We start from the raw sequence: 16,718 nt of genomic DNA, 5'->3' as shown, positions 1-16,718 counted from the left end.
AAAAGGCCGGATTTGCATCCGGCCTTTTCTTATTTACGACTCAGCACATCAGTGCACGGTCCCTTCGGTTTTACGTTTTTCCGCACTCAGGAAGTGGTAAGTCAGCTGGTTTTTCTCTTTATCCAGCGCCACCGAAACTGAACCGCCATCCACCAATGAACCAAACAGCAGTTCGTTAGCCAGCGGTTTCTTCAGATTTTCCTGCACTGCACGTGCCATAGGACGTGCGCCCATCGCTTTGTCATAGCCTTTATCGGCCAGCCAGTCACGCGCATCATCACTGACTTCCAGTGACACACCTTTCGCATCCAACTGGGCCTGCAACTCAACGATGAACTTATCGACTACCTGATGGATCACCGTGGTATCCAGATGACGGAACCAGATAATGTTGTCGAGGCGGTTGCGGAACTCTGGCGTAAAGATCTTTTTGATCTCCTCCATCGCATCCGTACTGTTGTCCTGATGAATCAGACCAATCGATTTACGCTCAGTTTCACGCACACCGGCGTTGGTGGTCATCACCACCACCACATTGCGGAAGTCCGCTTTACGGCCGTTGTTATCGGTCAGCATACCGTTGTCCATCACCTGCAGCAGCAGGTTAAAGACGTCCGGGTGCGCTTTCTCGATTTCATCCAGCAGCACCACCGCATGCGGATGCTTGATTACCGCATCGGTCAGCAGACCGCCCTGGTCGAAGCCTACATAGCCTGGAGGTGCACCAATCAGACGACTAACGGTGTGACGCTCCATATATTCGGACATATCAAAACGCAGCAGTTCAATGCCCAGGGCTTTCGCCAGCTGCACCGTGACTTCCGTTTTACCGACACCGGTTGGACCGGCAAACAGGAATGAACCCACAGGTTTGCGATCCTGACCCAGACCAGCACGGCTCATCTTGATCGCTTCAGTCAGCGCTTCAATCGCATTGTCCTGTCCGAACACCAGCATTTTCAAACGGTCGCCGAGATTCTTCAGCGTATCGCGATCGGTTGCCGACACACTCTGCTCTGGGATACGCGCAATTCGCGCCACCACAGTCTCGATATCAGACACATTGACGGTTTTCTTACGCTTGCTGACCGGCACCAGACGCGCACGCGCGCCGGCTTCATCAATCACGTCAATCGCCTTATCAGGCAGATGACGGTCGTTGATGTATTTCACCGCCAGCTCTACAGCTGCACGCACCGCTTTAGCGGTATAACGCACATCATGGTGAGCTTCATATTTCGGTTTCAGGCCGTTAAGAATCTGAACGGTCTCTTCCACAGAAGGTTCGGTAATGTCGATCTTCTGGAAACGACGCGCCAGCGCACGATCCTTCTCAAAGATGTTGCTGAACTCCTGATAGGTGGTTGAACCCATCACGCGGATTTTCCCGCCGGAGAGCAACGGCTTGATCAGGTTAGCCGCATCCACCTGACCACCGGACGCGGCACCCGCACCAATGATGGTGTGAATTTCGTCGATGAACAGAATACTGCTGGTGTCTTGTTCCAGCTGTTTCAGTAGCGCTTTAAACCGTTTTTCAAAATCACCACGGTACTTGGTACCCGCGAGCAGCGAGCCAATATCCAGTGAGTAGATGGTGCAATCTTTCATCACTTCTGGAACATCGCCCTGCACTATGCGCCAGGCCAGCCCTTCCGCGATGGCGGTTTTACCCACGCCAGATTCACCCACCAACAGCGGGTTGTTCTTACGACGACGGCACAATACCTGAATGGCACGCTCCAGCTCTTTATCGCGGCCGATCAGCGGATCGATTCCGCCGACACGAGCAAGCTGATTAAGATTGGTGGTGAAGTTTTCCATACGTTCCTCCCCGCCTGCTTGCTCTTCGTTAACCGGATTCTCCGCGTTGTTCTGCGGCTGGCCCGGTTCGTCTTTACGCGTACCATGGGAGATGAAGTTCACCACATCGAGGCGGCTCACTTCGTGTTTGCGCAGCAGGTAAGCCGCTTGCGACTCCTGCTCGCTGAAGATGGCGACCAGCACGTTCGCACCAGCCACTTCGCTGCGACCGGATGACTGGACATGGAATACCGCACGTTGCAGCACGCGCTGGAAGCTGAGCGTCGGTTGTGTATCGCGCTCTTCTTCACTGGCTGGTAGCACCGGTGTGGTTTGTTCGATGAAGGCTTCGAGTTCCTGACGCAGAGCCACGATATCCACCGTACAGGCTTCCAGTGCCTCTCTGGCCGACGGGTTACTGAGCAATGCCAGCAACAGATGCTCGACGGTCATAAACTCATGACGGTGCTCGCGCGCTCTGGCGAAAGCCATGTTTAAACTGAGTTCCAGTTCTTGATTGAGCATTTGGCACCTCCCCCAATTATCGCTCTGACAACCTTTCCCCTATATGGAGACGGGCTCAGGCTTTTTCTAGCGTACACAGCAACGGATGTTCATTCTCTCGTGCGTAGTTGTTCACCTGGGCGACTTTGGTTTCCGCCACTTCTGCAGTGAATACACCACAAATCGCCTTTCCGTGGTAGTGAACTTTCAACATCAGTTGCGTTGCACGTTCAACATCATAAGAAAAGAACTTTTGGACTACGTCAATAACAAATTCCATAGGTGTATAATCGTCATTATTCAGAATGACTTTATACATTGAAGGCGGCTTTAACCCTTCGCGTACTTTATCTTCGGCTAGATGTTCGAAATTAAGCCAGTCGTTTGTGTTTGCCATAATGTTCCGTCGAAATTCTGCGTTACGATTGTGCACATTGCTGTGCCCATTCCTAAGTTTAACATGTCTGTCAAGCCACCCTATCCCGAAGAAAAAACGGCACTAAAAGCCCATGCGCGACCTGTATCACAAAATTTGCAATAGCGTTAACTGCCTCAAATTTTGATGAATTTCTCCCCATCCGCCAGGGCCGTTTGCTTGACGATAAGGTCCGTTTCTCTACATTCTACTTACACAAGCTGATTGAGTTTTAAACAAACTCGACTCACAGCTTCAATGACCTCACCTACTGTTCAAAATGTCTTGCGAGGGAAGTAAAAGCATGGAGACGGGTACTGTTAAATGGTTCAACAACGCCAAAGGCTTCGGCTTTATCTGTCCGATCGGCGGCGGCGAGGATATCTTCGCGCACTACTCCACGATTCAGATGGAGGGATACAGAACGCTGAAGGCCGGCCAGCAGGTTCAGTTCGATGTCCATGAAGGGCCAAAAGGCAATCACGCCAGCTTGATTGTGCCCTGTGAAGTCGCGCAAGTCGCCTGACGCGCGCCTCTTCATTCATTCTGACCACTCCCGAAAAAAAATGCCAGCCGCAGATGCTGGCATTTTTATTTTGCGATTTACCCCACCTCAATCCGCCCGCCCGCGTGCCAGCCACATCACGCGCGCAAACAGCTGATCCAACAGCGACGGGATCGCCGCCGGTCCACGCTCAGCCGCAGCCATCGCCACCGCTATTGCCAGTTCAGGCTTCGAACTGTGTTGAATCGCTTTACTGATAATACGCCGGGCATTCATCGGCACGTTTAACGGCAGGTGCGCCATCTGATGATAAATATCGCGGAAACCCTGCTTATAGAGAAAATGCTCAATATCCGGTGCCGGGAATTGCGTGAGGTGGTCCGCCTCTTGTTCGTGATCCTGCAATTGGCTGCGTGCGCTGGACGCATATTTAATTCCCGCTTCGTCGCCGTCAGTCAACACATGCCAGGCAATACCCATGCGCCGGGCAAACTTCAACAGCGGTTTAAGACCGGATTGAGCAAATTCGATGACTTTGACCCCTTCGGCTGCAAAATGGTAGCCGCGCTGCCGCGCCAGTTCGTTAATGATCCACACTTCCGTTTCCCCCTCCACCAGCAACCAGCAGCGGGCAAACAGCGCTGAGGGGCGATTAACGCGGATATGAAACCCAATACGACGGCTCTCCTCTGCGCTTAATCCTTCAGGACCAATACGCCATGCCGCGACACGGGTGGGCTCACGCACCAGCCGGCAAATATTCTCCAGCGGCACCTGCGACAACAACTCTCCCGAGTTGGTGGTGGTGATTTTTTGCAGCGGCATCAAATCCAGCAAGTTCCACGCCACCGACAACATAATCGGATGCAGTCGCGTTTCCGGATCCTCCACCAGCAGCAGTGGATGGGCACCCGGCGGAAGCGCTTCATTGCCGTGCGCCTGAATCAGCAAAGAGAACATGCGCAATAGGATCACCTGACGACTGCGTGATTCCGTTCCCGCAATCAGATGGTTAAGCTTGTCGAGTGAACGCCAGCCTTGTGAACCGTCGCGCAATTCTGGTGCGACCCGCGCCGCGCTGCTGCCCGGTTGCTGCACAAGGAAGTAGTGCTCCAGCAATTGCTGCATGGTGTGCAAGCCCTGGCGCAATAAATCGTCGCTCAGATTCTGCGGCTGCACCACCAAATCCCGGGTTAATTTCTCGACTTCCTGTGACAACTCACTCAGCGTCGTAGCCCGGCGGTCTGCATCGATGTTGCTGTGTCGTCCGCGCCGGCCAAAGCGCGCATCGCGCAGTCTTAGCACTGGATAGAAGGCGCGCAAATGCGACAGCGCCGCCTCAGTGCCTTCCATCGCCAACACATCGCCATTGTGGTCGATAAAGCGCCAGGTGGTTTTCACGCCATGCTCATTGCGGCGCGCGCGAGTGCTGAAGCTGATAAAGCGCCCGTTTTCATCACGCTGCCAGAAGGGCTGGAACACGGCCTCGTCATCGCCCGCTTGTGCACGGAAGCGAAACACCAGTTGCAGCTGACGCAGACGCGCCTCTACATCGCCCGGCGGGAAGTGAAAATCGTGTTCGGTAAATTGATAGGGTTCAGCCGCGGGCGCCAATAATAACGTCAGCGCATCCAGCAGGCTGGATTTACCCCATGCATTTTCACCAATCAGCAGATTGGTATCAGTGAGTGGCAACGACAGCCGATTGATGCCACGAAAACCACGAATATCGATATGTTCCAGAAACATCATGCCATCCCTTGAGTGCTTTGCCTGAGCATGGTCTGCGGCGTTAAGTTGGTCAAGTTAACGCGCCGGTAAAAGGTTTACACTTCAACTGTTTTCCGCTAGGTTGCGGCCCTCACCCACGGATGGAAACGCTCTATGTATGGCTTGATCATCATTCTGCTGCCATTGATTGCTGGCTATTTACTTCATGTGACTCGTGCCAATCTGCTGCGCGGCGTCGCCCGTATGCTGAGCGCGCTGGTGTACATCATCCTGTTTTTTATGGGCACCAGCCTGGCCTTCCTCGATAATCTCAGTAGCAATTTGCTCATCATTTTTCACACCGCGTTGATCAGTATGCTGTGCATTCTCGCTTGCTCCTTGCTGGCTTTCTGGCTGCTGGAGAAGCGTGTGCCATGGCATCATCCGCATAAACAGCAAGCCCTGCCCTCGCGCCTGCACATGGCGCTGGAGTCCCTCAAGCTTTGCGGCTCAGTACTGGGTGGATTTCTGCTGGGATTAAGCCAGTGGTCCATTCTGCGTCACGCATCGACCATCAGTGAATATGCTCTGATGCTGATGCTGTTCCTGGTCGGCATTCAGCTGCGCAGCAGCGGCATGACCTTGCGCCAAATCACGCTCAACCGTCGCGGCATGCTGGTGGCGGTGGTGTCACTCTGTAGCGCCTTAATCGGCGGGATGCTGGCGGCAGTGTGGCTCGATTTGCCGATCAAAACCGGCCTGGCGCTTGCCAGCGGCTTCGGCTGGTACTCTCTTTCCGGCATTCTGATGACGGAATCGTTTGGTCCGGTGATTGGTAGTGCGGCCTTCTTTAACGACCTGCTGCGTGAGCTAATCACCATCATGTTAATTCCGCTACTGATCAGCCGTCAGCGCAGCATGACGCTGGGATTGAGTGGTGCCACCTCAATGGATTTCACCCTGCCGATTCTGCAACGCACTGGCGGTATGGAGATTGTTCCAGCGGCGATTGTGCACGGTTTTATCATGAGCTTATTAGCGCCGATTCTTATCGCGTTGTTCTCCGCCTGACCGCAGAGCGCATTTTTTCACGGCTGCGCGCCGTCTCCATCGTCTACGCTTTCTGACTGACACGTTTCCGCCATCGGGATGGATGGCCAAACACCAGAAAGGAGCGAACGATGAAGCAAACTGTGGCGGCACTGCTGGCCAAAACCCTGGAGAACGCGGGCGTAAAGCGCATCTGGGGCGTGACGGGCGATTCGCTCAACGGCCTGAGCGACAGCCTTAACCGCATGGGCACCATTGAATGGATGCCCACGCGCCATGAAGAAGTGGCGGCTTTTGCTGCCGGTGCTGAGGCACAAATCAGCGGCGAACTGGCAGTATGTGCCGGTTCCTGTGGCCCAGGAAACCTCCATCTAATTAACGGACTGTTCGATTGTCATCGCAATCACGTTCCGGTACTGGCGATTGCCGCACATATCCCTTCCAGCGAAATCGGCAGCGGCTATTTTCAGGAGACGCATCCGCAGGAGCTATTCCGCGAATGCAGCCATTACTGCGAGTTAGTCTCTAACCCTGAGCAGTTGCCGCAAGTGCTGGGGATTGCGATGCGCAAAGCTATCCTTAATCGTGGCGTATCCGTGATTGTCATTCCCGGCGATGTGGCGCTGAAACCGGCACCGGAAGGCGCACGCAGTGAATGGTATCCACCGCAGTTGCCGCATATTGTGCCCAACGCCAGCGAGATTGCCCGCCTGGCTGAAACGCTGAACGGCGCAGAAAATATTACGTTGATGTGCGGCAGCGGCTGTGCCGGCGCGCACGCAGAAGTGGTGAAGCTGGCAGAAACGCTGAAAGCGCCGGTGGTGCATGCCATGCGCGGCAAAGAGCACATCGAGTACGATAATCCTTACGACGTCGGCATGACCGGCTTAATCGGCTTTTCATCTGGTTATCACGCCATGATGAATGCCGACACGCTGGTGCTACTGGGCACACAGTTCCCTTATCGTCCGTTTTATCCGGCGGATGCCAATATCATCCAGATTGATATCAATCCTGCCAGTCTCGGCGCACACAGCCATGTCAATATGGCGCTGATTGGGGATATCAAAGCCACATTGCAGGCGCTGCAGCCGCAGCTCAACAGCAAAAACGATCGTCATCATCTCGACAGCGCGTTGGAACACTATGTGGATGCGCGTAAAGGCCTGGATGACCTCGCCACCGCCAATGATAAACAGGCGATTCATCCACAATATCTGGCGCAGCAAATCAGCCATTACGCGGCTGAAGATGCCATTTTTACCTGTGATGTCGGCACGCCCACCGTTTGGGCCGCGCGTTACCTGAAGATGAACGGCAAGCGCCGTTTGCTGGGATCGTTCAACCACGGTTCGATGGCTAACGCGATGCCACAGGCGCTCGGCGCTCAGGCAATCGATAAGCAGCGTCAGGTCGTGGCGCTGTGCGGTGATGGCGGCTTCAGTATGTTGATGGGCGACTTTATTTCGGTGGCACAACTGAAACTGCCAGTGAAGCTGGTGATCTTCAATAACAGCGTACTGGGCTTCGTGGCGATGGAGATGAAAGCGGGCGGTTACCTTACCGATGGTACCGATCTGGAAAACCCCGATTTTGCTGCCATTGCCACCGCCTGCGGCATTAAGGGCATTCGCGTCGAGAAAGCCTCTGAACTCAACAGTGCGCTGGAACAGGCCTTTGCGCATGACGGCCCGGTGCTGATCGATGCGATCACCGCGAAGGAAGAGCTGTCGATGCCGCCGCAAATTAAAGCCGAGCAGGCCAAAGGGTTCAGCCTGTATATGCTACGCGCGATTCTGAATGGGCGTGGCGATGAGATCGTTGAACTGGCGAAAACCAACTGGCTGAGGTAAAACGGATAATCAGGCCAGATAACTCACAACGCGGGCGCTTAGCCCGCTTTTTTGTTTCAGGAGAGCGATGTGATCGATTTACGCAGTGATACCGTAACCCGCCCAAGTGCCGCCATGCTGGATGCGATGATGGCCGCCGAAACTGGAGATGATGTCTATCGTGACGATCCCACCGTCAATGCGCTGGAAATCGAGGCCGCCCGCCTGAGTGGCAAAGCCGCAGCGCTATTTTTCCCGACCGGCACGCAAGCCAACCTGGTGGCGCTGCTGTGTCACTGCCAGCGCGGTGATGAATACATCGTCGGCCAACAGGCACATAACTACAAATACGAAGCGGGCGGCGCAGCAGTGCTGGGCAGCATTCAGCCACAACCGATCTCGCACGCCGAAGATGGATCGCTGCCGCTGGCGGATATCGTTGCGGCTATCAAACCGGATGATATCCACTTTGCGCGCACGCGCCTGCTGAGCCTGGAAAACACTCATCACGGTAAAGTACTGTCGCAGAGCTATCTGGAACAAGCGTGGAAGTTAACGCGCGAACACAAGCTGGCGCTGCACATTGATGGTGCTCGCATCTTCAACGCCGTGGTGGCACAAAATGTTGAGCTGAAAGAGATCGCGCGTTATTGCGACACGCTCACCATCTGTCTGTCCAAAGGACTCGGCACCCCGGTGGGTTCTCTGCTGTGTGGTGATGAAGCCTACATAGAGCAGGCACGTCGCTGGCGTAAAATGACCGGCGGCGGCATGCGCCAGGCAGGCATCCTTGCGGCGGCGGGTCTGTACGCGCTGAAGCACAACGTCGCGCGCCTGAAAGAAGATCATGACAATGCCGCCTGGCTGGCTGAGCAACTCAGCGCCATTGGCATAGAGGTACTGAATCAGCACACTAATATGCTGTTTGTGAAAGTACCGGCGGATCAGGTTGACGCACTGAAAAGCTGGATGCACTCCGGCGATGTGCTAATGAGCGTGGGTCCGGTCACGCGCATTGCCACCCACCTCGATGTCAGCCGTCAGGATCTACAACGTCTGGTTGCCCACTGGCAGGCGTTTCTAGCGTAACAGAGCGCAGGTTGCCTTGCAGGGACGGCCTTCGGGCCGTCCATAAGCTCACCAACGCGAGCCCCCTGCTTCAGCCGCAGCCAGCAGTGCTTGGGCTATCACCAGCGTCTCTGCATCGACGATGTCATACACCGTCTCTTCACTGCGCCGCGCCGTATTTCGCCAGCAGCGCCTGAGCTATCGCCAGCGTTTCTGCATCGGCGATGCCTCGATAATCCCGCGCACGGAAGTGCATCTGAAACGCCGCAATCAGCTTACGCTGCATTGGCGGGGTATTCGCTGAATTGACGTCATAACCATAACGCTGCAGCGCATCCAGCAGTTCGGCCTGATCGATGGGCGCATCCGCTGCATGCCCATTGAGATAGCGCTGCACGGTGGCGCGATCGGGCCATGCGCCCAACCCCTGCTCCGCCAACTGCTGCCACGGGAACAGAGGGCCAGGATCCTGTTTTCGCTGCGGCGCGATATCGCTGTGCCCCACCAGATTTTCAGGCGTGATGGCATAACGCTGCGTGATATCTTTCACCAGCGCCACCAGCACGCTGATTTGCGCTGGCGTAAAAGGCTGCCACTCCACGCCGGTTAATGTCCGCGTGTAGCCACGATTGACGATCTCAATACCAATCGACGTGTCATTGATACGGGTCGCTCCGCGCCAGAAACTCGGCCCGGCATGCCATGCCAGTTCGCGCTCCGGCACCAGTTGCCAGATGACGCCCTGGCCGCCTTTTTGCGCCGGCTGCTGTGGGATCAAATAGTGGGCACTGACTTCTCGATCGGTCAACGTGGCCAGCGAGGATGGCAAATCTTCGGCGGTATAATGGATCACCACCACTTTAATGCGAGGCCGCGCGCCCTGGGCCGGATGCGCGGTATCCACCCAGTAGCCGTGGCGCGGCTCAACAGATGACTGACAGGCACTCAATAAAAACGCCAGCACCAAGAGAACAGCAATGCGCATCAGCGAATAATCACGGCGGTACCGGTCACGCTGACCATCAGCATGCTGCTGTCTTTGCCCACGGTTTCATAATCAATATCAATGCCGACGATCGCATTCGCACCCAGCGCTTTTGCCTGCTCTTCCAGCTCTTCAAACGCAATCTGCCGCGCTTTGCGCAGCTCTTTTTCATAAGCACCGGAACGGCCACCGACGATATCGCGAATTCCGGCAAAGAAGTCGCGGAAAATGTTGGCCCCGAGAATCGCTTCACCGGTAACCACACCGCAATATTCGCTGATGCTGTGCCCTTCTAACGTGGGCGTGGTGGAAAATTTCATCGCTGTCTCCTTGTTTGAGTGAGTTCAATTTATACCCTAAATAATTCATGAGGCAGGAAGGCGGCAAACAAGAGAGTCCCGATGAGCTTACTCACGTAAGTGATTCGGGCGAATGCGTGCAGCCAACGCACCTGTCTGGTGAAGTATGACGGGTACAGCGCTAACGGCTTAAAAGCGAGACTATACTCTATGCTAAAAATGACGCTTTGCCAGTGAACAATAAGGAAATCGAGATGAGAAACAATGCCTTTGCGCTGCTTGTTCCCGCTGCGTTACTGCTCAGTGCCTGTACCACCGTTGAACCTGTGATCAAGGATAACGGACCGCGTACTGCCAGCTGTGTCGACGGTGGCCCAGATAGCGTCGCCCAGCAGTTTTACGATTTACGCATCAGTCAGCCCAACCAGGGTCTGCCCGATAGCACCACGCTGGCGAAATATCGCCCTTATCTGAGCGATCGCCTGTATCACAAACTGCTGAGCGCCAGCACGCTAAGCAGCAAACCTGCCTCATGGAGCCAGGGCGATCTGTTCTCCAGCCTCGCGCAGGGGCCAACGTCAGCCGATGTTGCCAGCGCTTCAACCATTCCCAATCGCGATGCACGTAACATCCCTCTGCGTGTCGATTTGAGCCGTGATGGCAAAAGCTGGCATGACGAGGTATTGATGATTCATGAAGGAAGCTGCTGGGCGGTGGATGATATTCGTTACGTCGGCGACTGGCCGCACGCAGGCGGCGGATCGCTTAGCCAACTGCTGGAAGAGAAGAAATAGCTGTTTAATTTTACAGCACTCAGTTCTAAACATAAGCGCGCCGCATCATTGCGGCGTTTTTTGTTAATTTTTCATCAATAATTTGCAGCCACCGATCCCTTCCCGGCGTTGACCTGCGCGATATTGTGCTACGCTTTTGGGACTTCACTGCTGTTTAATAAATTTTAACCCACCACAATTGCATAACTATTCTGGTGACGTTAAGATTCGCGGCACTAATTACTATTCATATTTTGCGCATGAGTATTCAACTAAACGCCATTAACTGTTTTTACGGTGCCCATCAGGCACTGTTCGATATCAACCTGGCTTGTCCGCAGGGAGAGACGCTGGTGTTGCTCGGGCCAAGTGGCGCGGGTAAAAGTTCGCTCCTGCGCGTCCTCAATTTGCTGGAGCAGCCGCGTTCCGGCAGCTTGCAGATTGCCGGGAATCACTTCGACTTCAGCAAAGCGCCGTCAGACAGCGCGATCCGTGAACTGCGCCAAAACGTGGGCATGGTATTTCAGCAATACAATCTGTGGCCGCACCTCAGCGTGGTGCAGAATCTGATTGAAGCGCCGTGTCGCGTGCTCGGTCTCAGTAAAGAAGCCGCGCGTGCGCGTGCCGACAAACTGCTGGAACGTCTGCGCCTGACGCCCTTTGCCGATCGTTTTCCTTTGCATCTTTCTGGTGGCCAGCAACAACGTGTGGCGATTGCCCGCGCGTTGATGATGGAGCCGCAGGTGCTGTTGTTCGACGAACCTACCGCCGCGCTCGACCCTGAAATCACCGCGCAAATCGTCAGCATCATTCGTGAGCTGGCGCAGACGCAGATCACCCAGGTGATTGTGACCCACGAAGTCGAGGTTGCGCGCAAAACCGCCAGCCGCGTGGTGTACATGGAGAACGGCCATATCGTTGAGCAAGGCGATGCCAGCCACTTTACACAGCCGCAAACCGAAGCGTTTGCACATTATCTTTCGCACTAAGTCAGGATGCATCTAATGAAAAAAGTCGTACTTGCTGCACTGCTTGCCGGTCTGAGCCTTAGCGCTTCAGCTGCGCAGACCCTGCGTTTCGCCACCGAAGCTTCTTATCCTCCGTTTGAATTTGTGGATTCCGACAACAAAATTCAGGGCTTCGATGTCGATCTGGCCAATGCGCTGTGTAAAGAGATTGATGCGACCTGTACCTTCACCAACCAGGCGTTTGACAGCCTGATCCCCAGCCTGAAATTCCGTCGTTTTGACGCGGTGATGGCGGGCATGGATATCACCCCAGAGCGTGAAAAGCAGGTGCTGTTCTCTAAGCCTTACTACGACAACTCCGCCATCTTTATTGCTCAGAAAGGCAAGCTGGCGAATGTTGATGCACTGAAAGGGAAACGTGTTGGCGTACAGAACGGCACCACGCATCAGAAATACCTGTCTGATAAACACAACGACATCACCGTTGTGCCTTACGACAGCTATCAGAACGCGGTTCTGGACCTGAAAAATGGCCGTATTGATGCAGTATTCGGTGACACCGCCGTGGTGAACGAATGGCTGAAACAGAATGCCAACCTCGCGCCACTGGGTGAGAAAGTCACGGATAAAGATTACTTCGGTACCGGTCTGGGCATCGCGGTCCGTCAGGGTAATACTGAGCTGCAGGGCAAATTCAACACCGCTCTGGAGAAGATCAAAGCTGACGGTACTTACAAAACCATCTACAACAAATGGTTTCAGCAGTAATCACTAATGAATGAAATGATCCCTCTCGCAAGCGCCGCCGGCATGACCGTCGGCCTTGCTGTTTGTGCACTGATCGCCGGCCTTGCGCTGGCGATGATTTTTGCTGGCTGGGAAACGGTGCGCTGGAAACCGCTGGCGTGGCTTGGCACTGCACTGGTCACGCTGATTCGTGGCCTGCCGGAAATTCTGGTGGTGCTGTTTGTCTACTTTGGTGCCTCACAGCTTTTACTCACCTTGTCCGACGGCTTCCAGATCAATCTTGGTTTATTCAGCATTCCCGTGCAGGTGCAGATTGAAAACTTCGACGTCAGCCCGTTCCTGTGCGGAGTGATTGCTCTGGCGATGCTTTACTCAGCCTACGCCTCCCAAACATTGCGTGGCGCGCTGAAAGCTGTGCCGGTGGGCCAGTGGGAATCCGGCCAGGCGTTGGGCATGAAGAAGTCGGCAATTTTCTTTCGTCTGATCATGCCGCAAATGTGGCGTCACGCGCTGCCAGGCTTAGGCAATCAGTGGTTGGTGCTGCTGAAAGATACCGCGCTGGTATCGCTGATTAGCGTGAATGACATCATGCTGCAAACCAAAAGCATTGCCACGCGCACGCAGGAACCCTTTACCTGGTATCTGGTGGCTGCGGCCGTCTACCTGATTATCACGCTGTTCAGTCAGGCGATACTGCGCCGTATTGAATCGCGCACCACGCGTTTCGAGCGGGGGGCCTGACGCATGCTGGATTACTTACCCGAACTTCTGAAGGGCCTGCACACCAGCCTGACCTTAACCATCGCGTCACTGATTGCCGCGCTGGTGCTGTCGCTGCTGTGTACCATCGTGCTCTCCTTGAAAGTCCCGGTGCTGAACTGGCTGGTGAAAGGCTACATCACGGTGTTCACCGGCACGCCGCTGCTGGTGCAAATCTTCCTGATTTATTACGGTCCCGGCCAGTTTCCCAGCATTCAGAACGTGCCGTGGTTATGGCATTTGCTATCACAGCCATGGCTGTGCGCGCTGATTGCGCTGTCGCTCAACAGTGCGGCTTACACCACTCAGCTATTTTATGGTGCAGTACGCGCCATCCCTTCGGGTCAATGGCAGTCCTGCGCTGCACTGGGGATGAACCGTAAAGACACGCTGCGTATCCTGCTGCCGTATGCGTTCAAACGCGCCCTCTCCTCTTACTCTAACGAAGTCGTTTTAGTGTTTAAGAGCACTTCACTGGCGTACACCATTACGTTGATGGAAGTGATGGGGCATGGGCAATTGCTGTATGGCCGCACTTATGACATCACGGTGTATGCCGCTGCCGGACTGATTTATCTGGTGGTCAACGGTTTGCTCACGCTGATGATGCGTTTAATCGAAAAGCGCGCATTGGCATTCGAACACCGCAATTGATACCGTCGCGGCGTGATCCATCTCGCTAATCTGAAGCGAAGATGCTGCAAACAAACGCGCAAAGGATTGCGCCGCCACGCTTCTCAACACCCTCTGAAGATTTAATTTTTTAATCATATTTATTGCATATAAATTCATTAACTGGCATCGTGTAACCCGTTCTATCTCTGGCATGGTTTACAGGAGTCACATAATGAAAAAATGGATTGTTGCTGCAGCGCTGGCAACACTGGCAATGAATGCTTATGCGGCGGAAAAAATCCGCTTCGCCTCTTCTGCGACCTATCCTCCGTTTGAATCCCTCGACCACGACAACCAAATCGTTGGCTTCGATATCGATCTGGCTAAAGCGTTATGTCAGCAAATGAAAGCAGATTGCACCTTCACTAATAACGCCTTTGACAGCCTGATCCCTTCACTGAAGTTCCGTCGTTATGATGCGGTGATTTCAGGCATGGATATCACGGCGGAGCGCAGCAAACAGGTCGATTTCACTCAGCCGTATTATGCAAACTCCGCGATTGTGATTGCGCATAAAGGTCAGTTCACCGACTTCAGCCAGCTGAAAGGCAAACGCGTCGGTGTAGAAAATGGCACCACACATCAGAAATACCTGCTGGAGAAGCATCCTGAAGTGATCGCCGTGGCCTATGACAGCTACCAAAATGCGATTCTCGACCTGAAAAATGGTCGCCTGAACGGCGTGTTTGGCGATAGCGCAGTGGTGAATCAGTGGCTGAAGGCTAACGACGATCTCAGTGCGGTGGGTGAACACATCACCGATACCGAGTACTTCGGCACCGGCTTAGGCATTGCGGTTCGCAAAGGGAATGCAACGCTATTGAAAGAGATGAATGACGCGCTGGTAGCGTTGAAAGCTGATGGCACCTGGCAGCAAATCAATCAGAAGTGGTTCCCGGAATAAGCATTATGGAGCAGCGTGGCGTGCCACCTGGCAGGTTCTGCATGTCCTCAGTTCAGGCGGCAGCTACGCGGCTCCACCCTTCTTAATCAGCAACGTCAGCACTTCAAAGTGTGCCGTATGCGGAAACATATCAAACAGCTGGACGCGGCTCACCGCGTAATCTGCCAGACGCGCAATATCCTGCGCCATCGTGCCGGGATTGCAGCTCGAATAGAGAATGTAGTCTGGCGCCATCTCACTGAGATAAGCACACAGCTCAGCACCAATGCCGCGACGCGGTGGATTGACCAGCACCAACTGTGGCACTTGATCACGCGATGTGGCGAACTGGGTCGAATCCAGCGCGGCGAAACTCACCTTATCAAGCCCCAACTGTTCAGCCGACTGCTGTGCACAGGCTATGGCTTCCGCGCTAATCTCAATACCGGTTAGCTGCATCTCTGACGTGGCGCAGTGCAAGCCGAAACCGCCTACGCCGCAGAATAGATCCCACATACTGGTCACCGGCAGCTCTGCTACCCAATCACGCGCCGTGGCATACAAATCAGCAGCGACCTGCGGGTTAGTCTGGAAGAAACTCTGCGGGCGAATATACAGCGGCACCTGATTGAAACGCTCTGACAGCGCCTGGTCTGGCGTCAAAGCAATCTCTTCATCCCCTTCCAGAATCGCCATATGCACCGGCTGTATATTGGCGGAGATCACTTTCAGCTGCGGCAACTGCTGCTGCAGCCAGGGTAAGGCCGCGCGCAACTGCTCCAGCTTGCTGGTGGAACGCAGCACAAACCGCAGCATCATGCCACCCTGCGAACTCTCAGTGAGCAGCAGGAATTTCAGTTCACCGCGTTTACGCGCCACGTTGTAGGGCGTTAATCCGGCGCGGGCAATAAAGGGTTTCAGCGCCTCGAATATCGGCGCAAAGCTGGCGGGATAGAGCGGGCAATCGCACAGATCAACCGGTTCGCCATCACGCGCCACCATGCCGAAAATTGGCCGCTCGACACTGCCGCTCACCACCATTTTGGCTTTATTACGAAAACCCTGCAGCGCCGAGGTCACCGGTGGTAAATATGTGGCCACCGCGGTCTGTGACAGTAGCTGCTCGAGCAGCGATTGCTTCTCATTAAGCTGCTGCGGATAGGGTTTCTCCAGCCACTGGCACGAGCGACAGCGACCGGCATCATAAAGCGCGCAATGCATGGAAAGGCCTGTATTCACAATTGGGAGAAAAAACGGGGGCAGATTGTATCACCGGGCGCGGAAAAAAGCGCGACTGCTGGCCGGCACAAACAGTAACAGCAACACCAGTACATCCGGCACTTTCTGCATCAACGTATGATGGATGATCTGCGCATTGGTTTCACCGGGAATACTGAAAATTTCCGGGTAGATCCAGCCGACAGATGCCATCAGCATATAACCGAGCACGATAATTTGCGCCACCACATATCCCCAGCGCCCGTGATTGCTGCCGCGCAGCAGGGTAAACGCACAGCGCAGTTCAAACAGAAAGATCAGCTGACTGGCGATAAAAATCAGCGTGGAATCCCACGCCTGCGCGCTGCGGTGGACAAAGTTAGCGATTTCGTCGTAACCCAGTTCATTGGCCAGCATCAGCACGCTGAGGCAGCGCGTGGCAATGATGGCGATCCCCGCCACCATCACCGGTGCAGGCGTAGAATTTGCCATCGCGTTTTTAAGGGTTTCCGACATCACTGAAC

17 protein-coding genes are annotated in these 16,718 nt (G+C 54.5%); 10 read left to right on the top strand and 7 right to left on the bottom strand.

The genetic code is table 11. The features are described from left to right. Positions 1-48: 48 nt before the first annotated feature. A complete protein-coding gene (gene clpA / locus ACXI0A_RS08375) occupies positions 49-2,328 on the bottom strand; it encodes an ATP-dependent Clp protease ATP-binding subunit ClpA (RefSeq protein WP_100702570.1) in 2,280 nt (759 codons plus the stop codon). Between the two features lie 55 nt (positions 2,329-2,383). Then, positions 2,384-2,704, bottom strand: a complete 321-nt coding sequence (gene clpS / locus ACXI0A_RS08370) for an ATP-dependent Clp protease adapter ClpS (protein ID WP_039332380.1) — start codon at positions 2,702-2,704, stop codon at positions 2,384-2,386. A 322-nt stretch (positions 2,705-3,026) separates the two neighbouring features. Between clpS and cspD the strand changes: the two genes are divergently transcribed. Further along, complete coding sequence (cspD, locus tag ACXI0A_RS08365) at positions 3,027-3,248, top strand: cold shock-like protein CspD (RefSeq protein ID WP_100702568.1); 222 nt, start codon at positions 3,027-3,029, stop codon at positions 3,246-3,248. 87 nt (positions 3,249-3,335) lie between these two features. Here cspD and ACXI0A_RS08360 read toward each other — a convergent pair whose 3' ends face one another. Continuing rightward, on the bottom strand, positions 3,336-4,976 hold the full coding sequence (locus ACXI0A_RS08360; protein WP_476151112.1) for a DUF2813 domain-containing protein: 1,641 nt from the start codon (positions 4,974-4,976) through the stop codon (positions 3,336-3,338). A 135-nt stretch (positions 4,977-5,111) separates the two neighbouring features. Between ACXI0A_RS08360 and ACXI0A_RS08355 the strand changes: the two genes are divergently transcribed. The 3 genes from ACXI0A_RS08355 to ltaE all read left to right on the top strand — a co-directional run bounded on the left by ACXI0A_RS08355 (position 5,112) and on the right by ltaE (position 8,908). Then, positions 5,112-6,008: a LysO family transporter gene (locus ACXI0A_RS08355; protein ID WP_476149413.1), complete on the top strand. Its 897-nt coding sequence runs from the start codon at positions 5,112-5,114 to the stop codon at positions 6,006-6,008. A 110-nt stretch (positions 6,009-6,118) separates the two neighbouring features. Next, a complete protein-coding gene (poxB, locus tag ACXI0A_RS08350; protein ID WP_224929599.1) occupies positions 6,119-7,840 on the top strand; it encodes a ubiquinone-dependent pyruvate dehydrogenase in 1,722 nt (573 codons plus the stop codon). A 69-nt stretch (positions 7,841-7,909) separates the two neighbouring features. Next, the gene (gene ltaE / locus ACXI0A_RS08345) at positions 7,910-8,908 is read left to right on the top strand and encodes a low-specificity L-threonine aldolase (protein WP_476149415.1); all 999 of its coding nucleotides are present in this window, start codon (positions 7,910-7,912) and stop codon (positions 8,906-8,908) included. A 139-nt stretch (positions 8,909-9,047) separates the two neighbouring features. On the opposite strand, the gene ACXI0A_RS08340 is transcribed toward ltaE, so the two are convergent. Together ACXI0A_RS08340 and ACXI0A_RS08335 are read right to left on the bottom strand one after the other, a co-directional pair. After that, positions 9,048-9,872 carry an N-acetylmuramoyl-L-alanine amidase gene (locus tag ACXI0A_RS08340; RefSeq protein WP_476149416.1) on the bottom strand — a complete coding sequence of 275 codons (825 nt, stop codon included), beginning with the start codon at positions 9,870-9,872 and terminating at the stop codon, positions 9,048-9,050. Beyond that, a complete protein-coding gene (locus ACXI0A_RS08335; RefSeq protein WP_476149418.1) occupies positions 9,872-10,192 on the bottom strand; it encodes a heavy metal-binding domain-containing protein in 321 nt (106 codons plus the stop codon). The genes ACXI0A_RS08340 and ACXI0A_RS08335 overlap by 1 nt, the downstream gene beginning before the upstream one ends. Before the next feature lie 233 nt (positions 10,193-10,425). On the opposite strand from ACXI0A_RS08335, the gene ACXI0A_RS08330 reads away from it, so the two are divergent. The 6 genes from ACXI0A_RS08330 (at position 10,426) to artJ (ACXI0A_RS08305) (ending at position 14,997) form a co-directional block, all read left to right on the top strand. Next, entirely contained in the window at positions 10,426-10,965 is a 540-nt protein-coding gene (locus tag ACXI0A_RS08330) for a lipoprotein (protein WP_224929607.1), read from the top strand. 239 nt (positions 10,966-11,204) lie between these two features. After that, the gene (gene artP, locus ACXI0A_RS08325; RefSeq protein WP_045834084.1) at positions 11,205-11,933 is read left to right on the top strand and encodes an arginine ABC transporter ATP-binding protein ArtP; all 729 of its coding nucleotides are present in this window, start codon (positions 11,205-11,207) and stop codon (positions 11,931-11,933) included. A gap of 15 nt (positions 11,934-11,948) precedes the next feature. Next, the gene (gene artJ, locus ACXI0A_RS08320; protein WP_034820697.1) at positions 11,949-12,680 is read left to right on the top strand and encodes an arginine ABC transporter substrate-binding protein; all 732 of its coding nucleotides are present in this window, start codon (positions 11,949-11,951) and stop codon (positions 12,678-12,680) included. 6 nt (positions 12,681-12,686) lie between these two features. After that, positions 12,687-13,400, top strand: a complete 714-nt coding sequence (gene artQ / locus ACXI0A_RS08315; protein WP_224929610.1) for an arginine ABC transporter permease ArtQ — start codon at positions 12,687-12,689, stop codon at positions 13,398-13,400. Between the two features lie 3 nt (positions 13,401-13,403). Then, entirely contained in the window at positions 13,404-14,072 is a 669-nt protein-coding gene (artM, locus tag ACXI0A_RS08310; protein WP_097119344.1) for an arginine ABC transporter permease ArtM, read from the top strand. A 193-nt stretch (positions 14,073-14,265) separates the two neighbouring features. Beyond that, positions 14,266-14,997, top strand: a complete 732-nt coding sequence (artJ, locus tag ACXI0A_RS08305) for an arginine ABC transporter substrate-binding protein (RefSeq protein WP_224929613.1) — start codon at positions 14,266-14,268, stop codon at positions 14,995-14,997. Positions 14,998-15,060: 63 nt separating this feature from the next. Here artJ (ACXI0A_RS08305) and rlmC read toward each other — a convergent pair whose 3' ends face one another. Together rlmC and ACXI0A_RS08295 are read right to left on the bottom strand one after the other, a co-directional pair. Next, positions 15,061-16,197 (bottom strand): 23S rRNA (uracil(747)-C(5))-methyltransferase RlmC, encoded by a 1,137-nt coding sequence (gene rlmC / locus ACXI0A_RS08300; protein WP_476149420.1) that lies wholly within the window; start codon positions 16,195-16,197, stop codon positions 15,061-15,063. Between the two features lie 48 nt (positions 16,198-16,245). Next, positions 16,246-16,710 (bottom strand): YbjO family protein, encoded by a 465-nt coding sequence (locus ACXI0A_RS08295; RefSeq protein WP_224929619.1) that lies wholly within the window; start codon positions 16,708-16,710, stop codon positions 16,246-16,248. Positions 16,711-16,718 lie beyond the last annotated feature (8 nt).

It is taken from the genome of Pantoea sp. C1E2 (assembly GCF_056491465.1).
The sequence above is the reverse complement of the archived record's forward strand: the minus strand, read 5'-3'. Positions and strand labels throughout refer to the sequence as shown.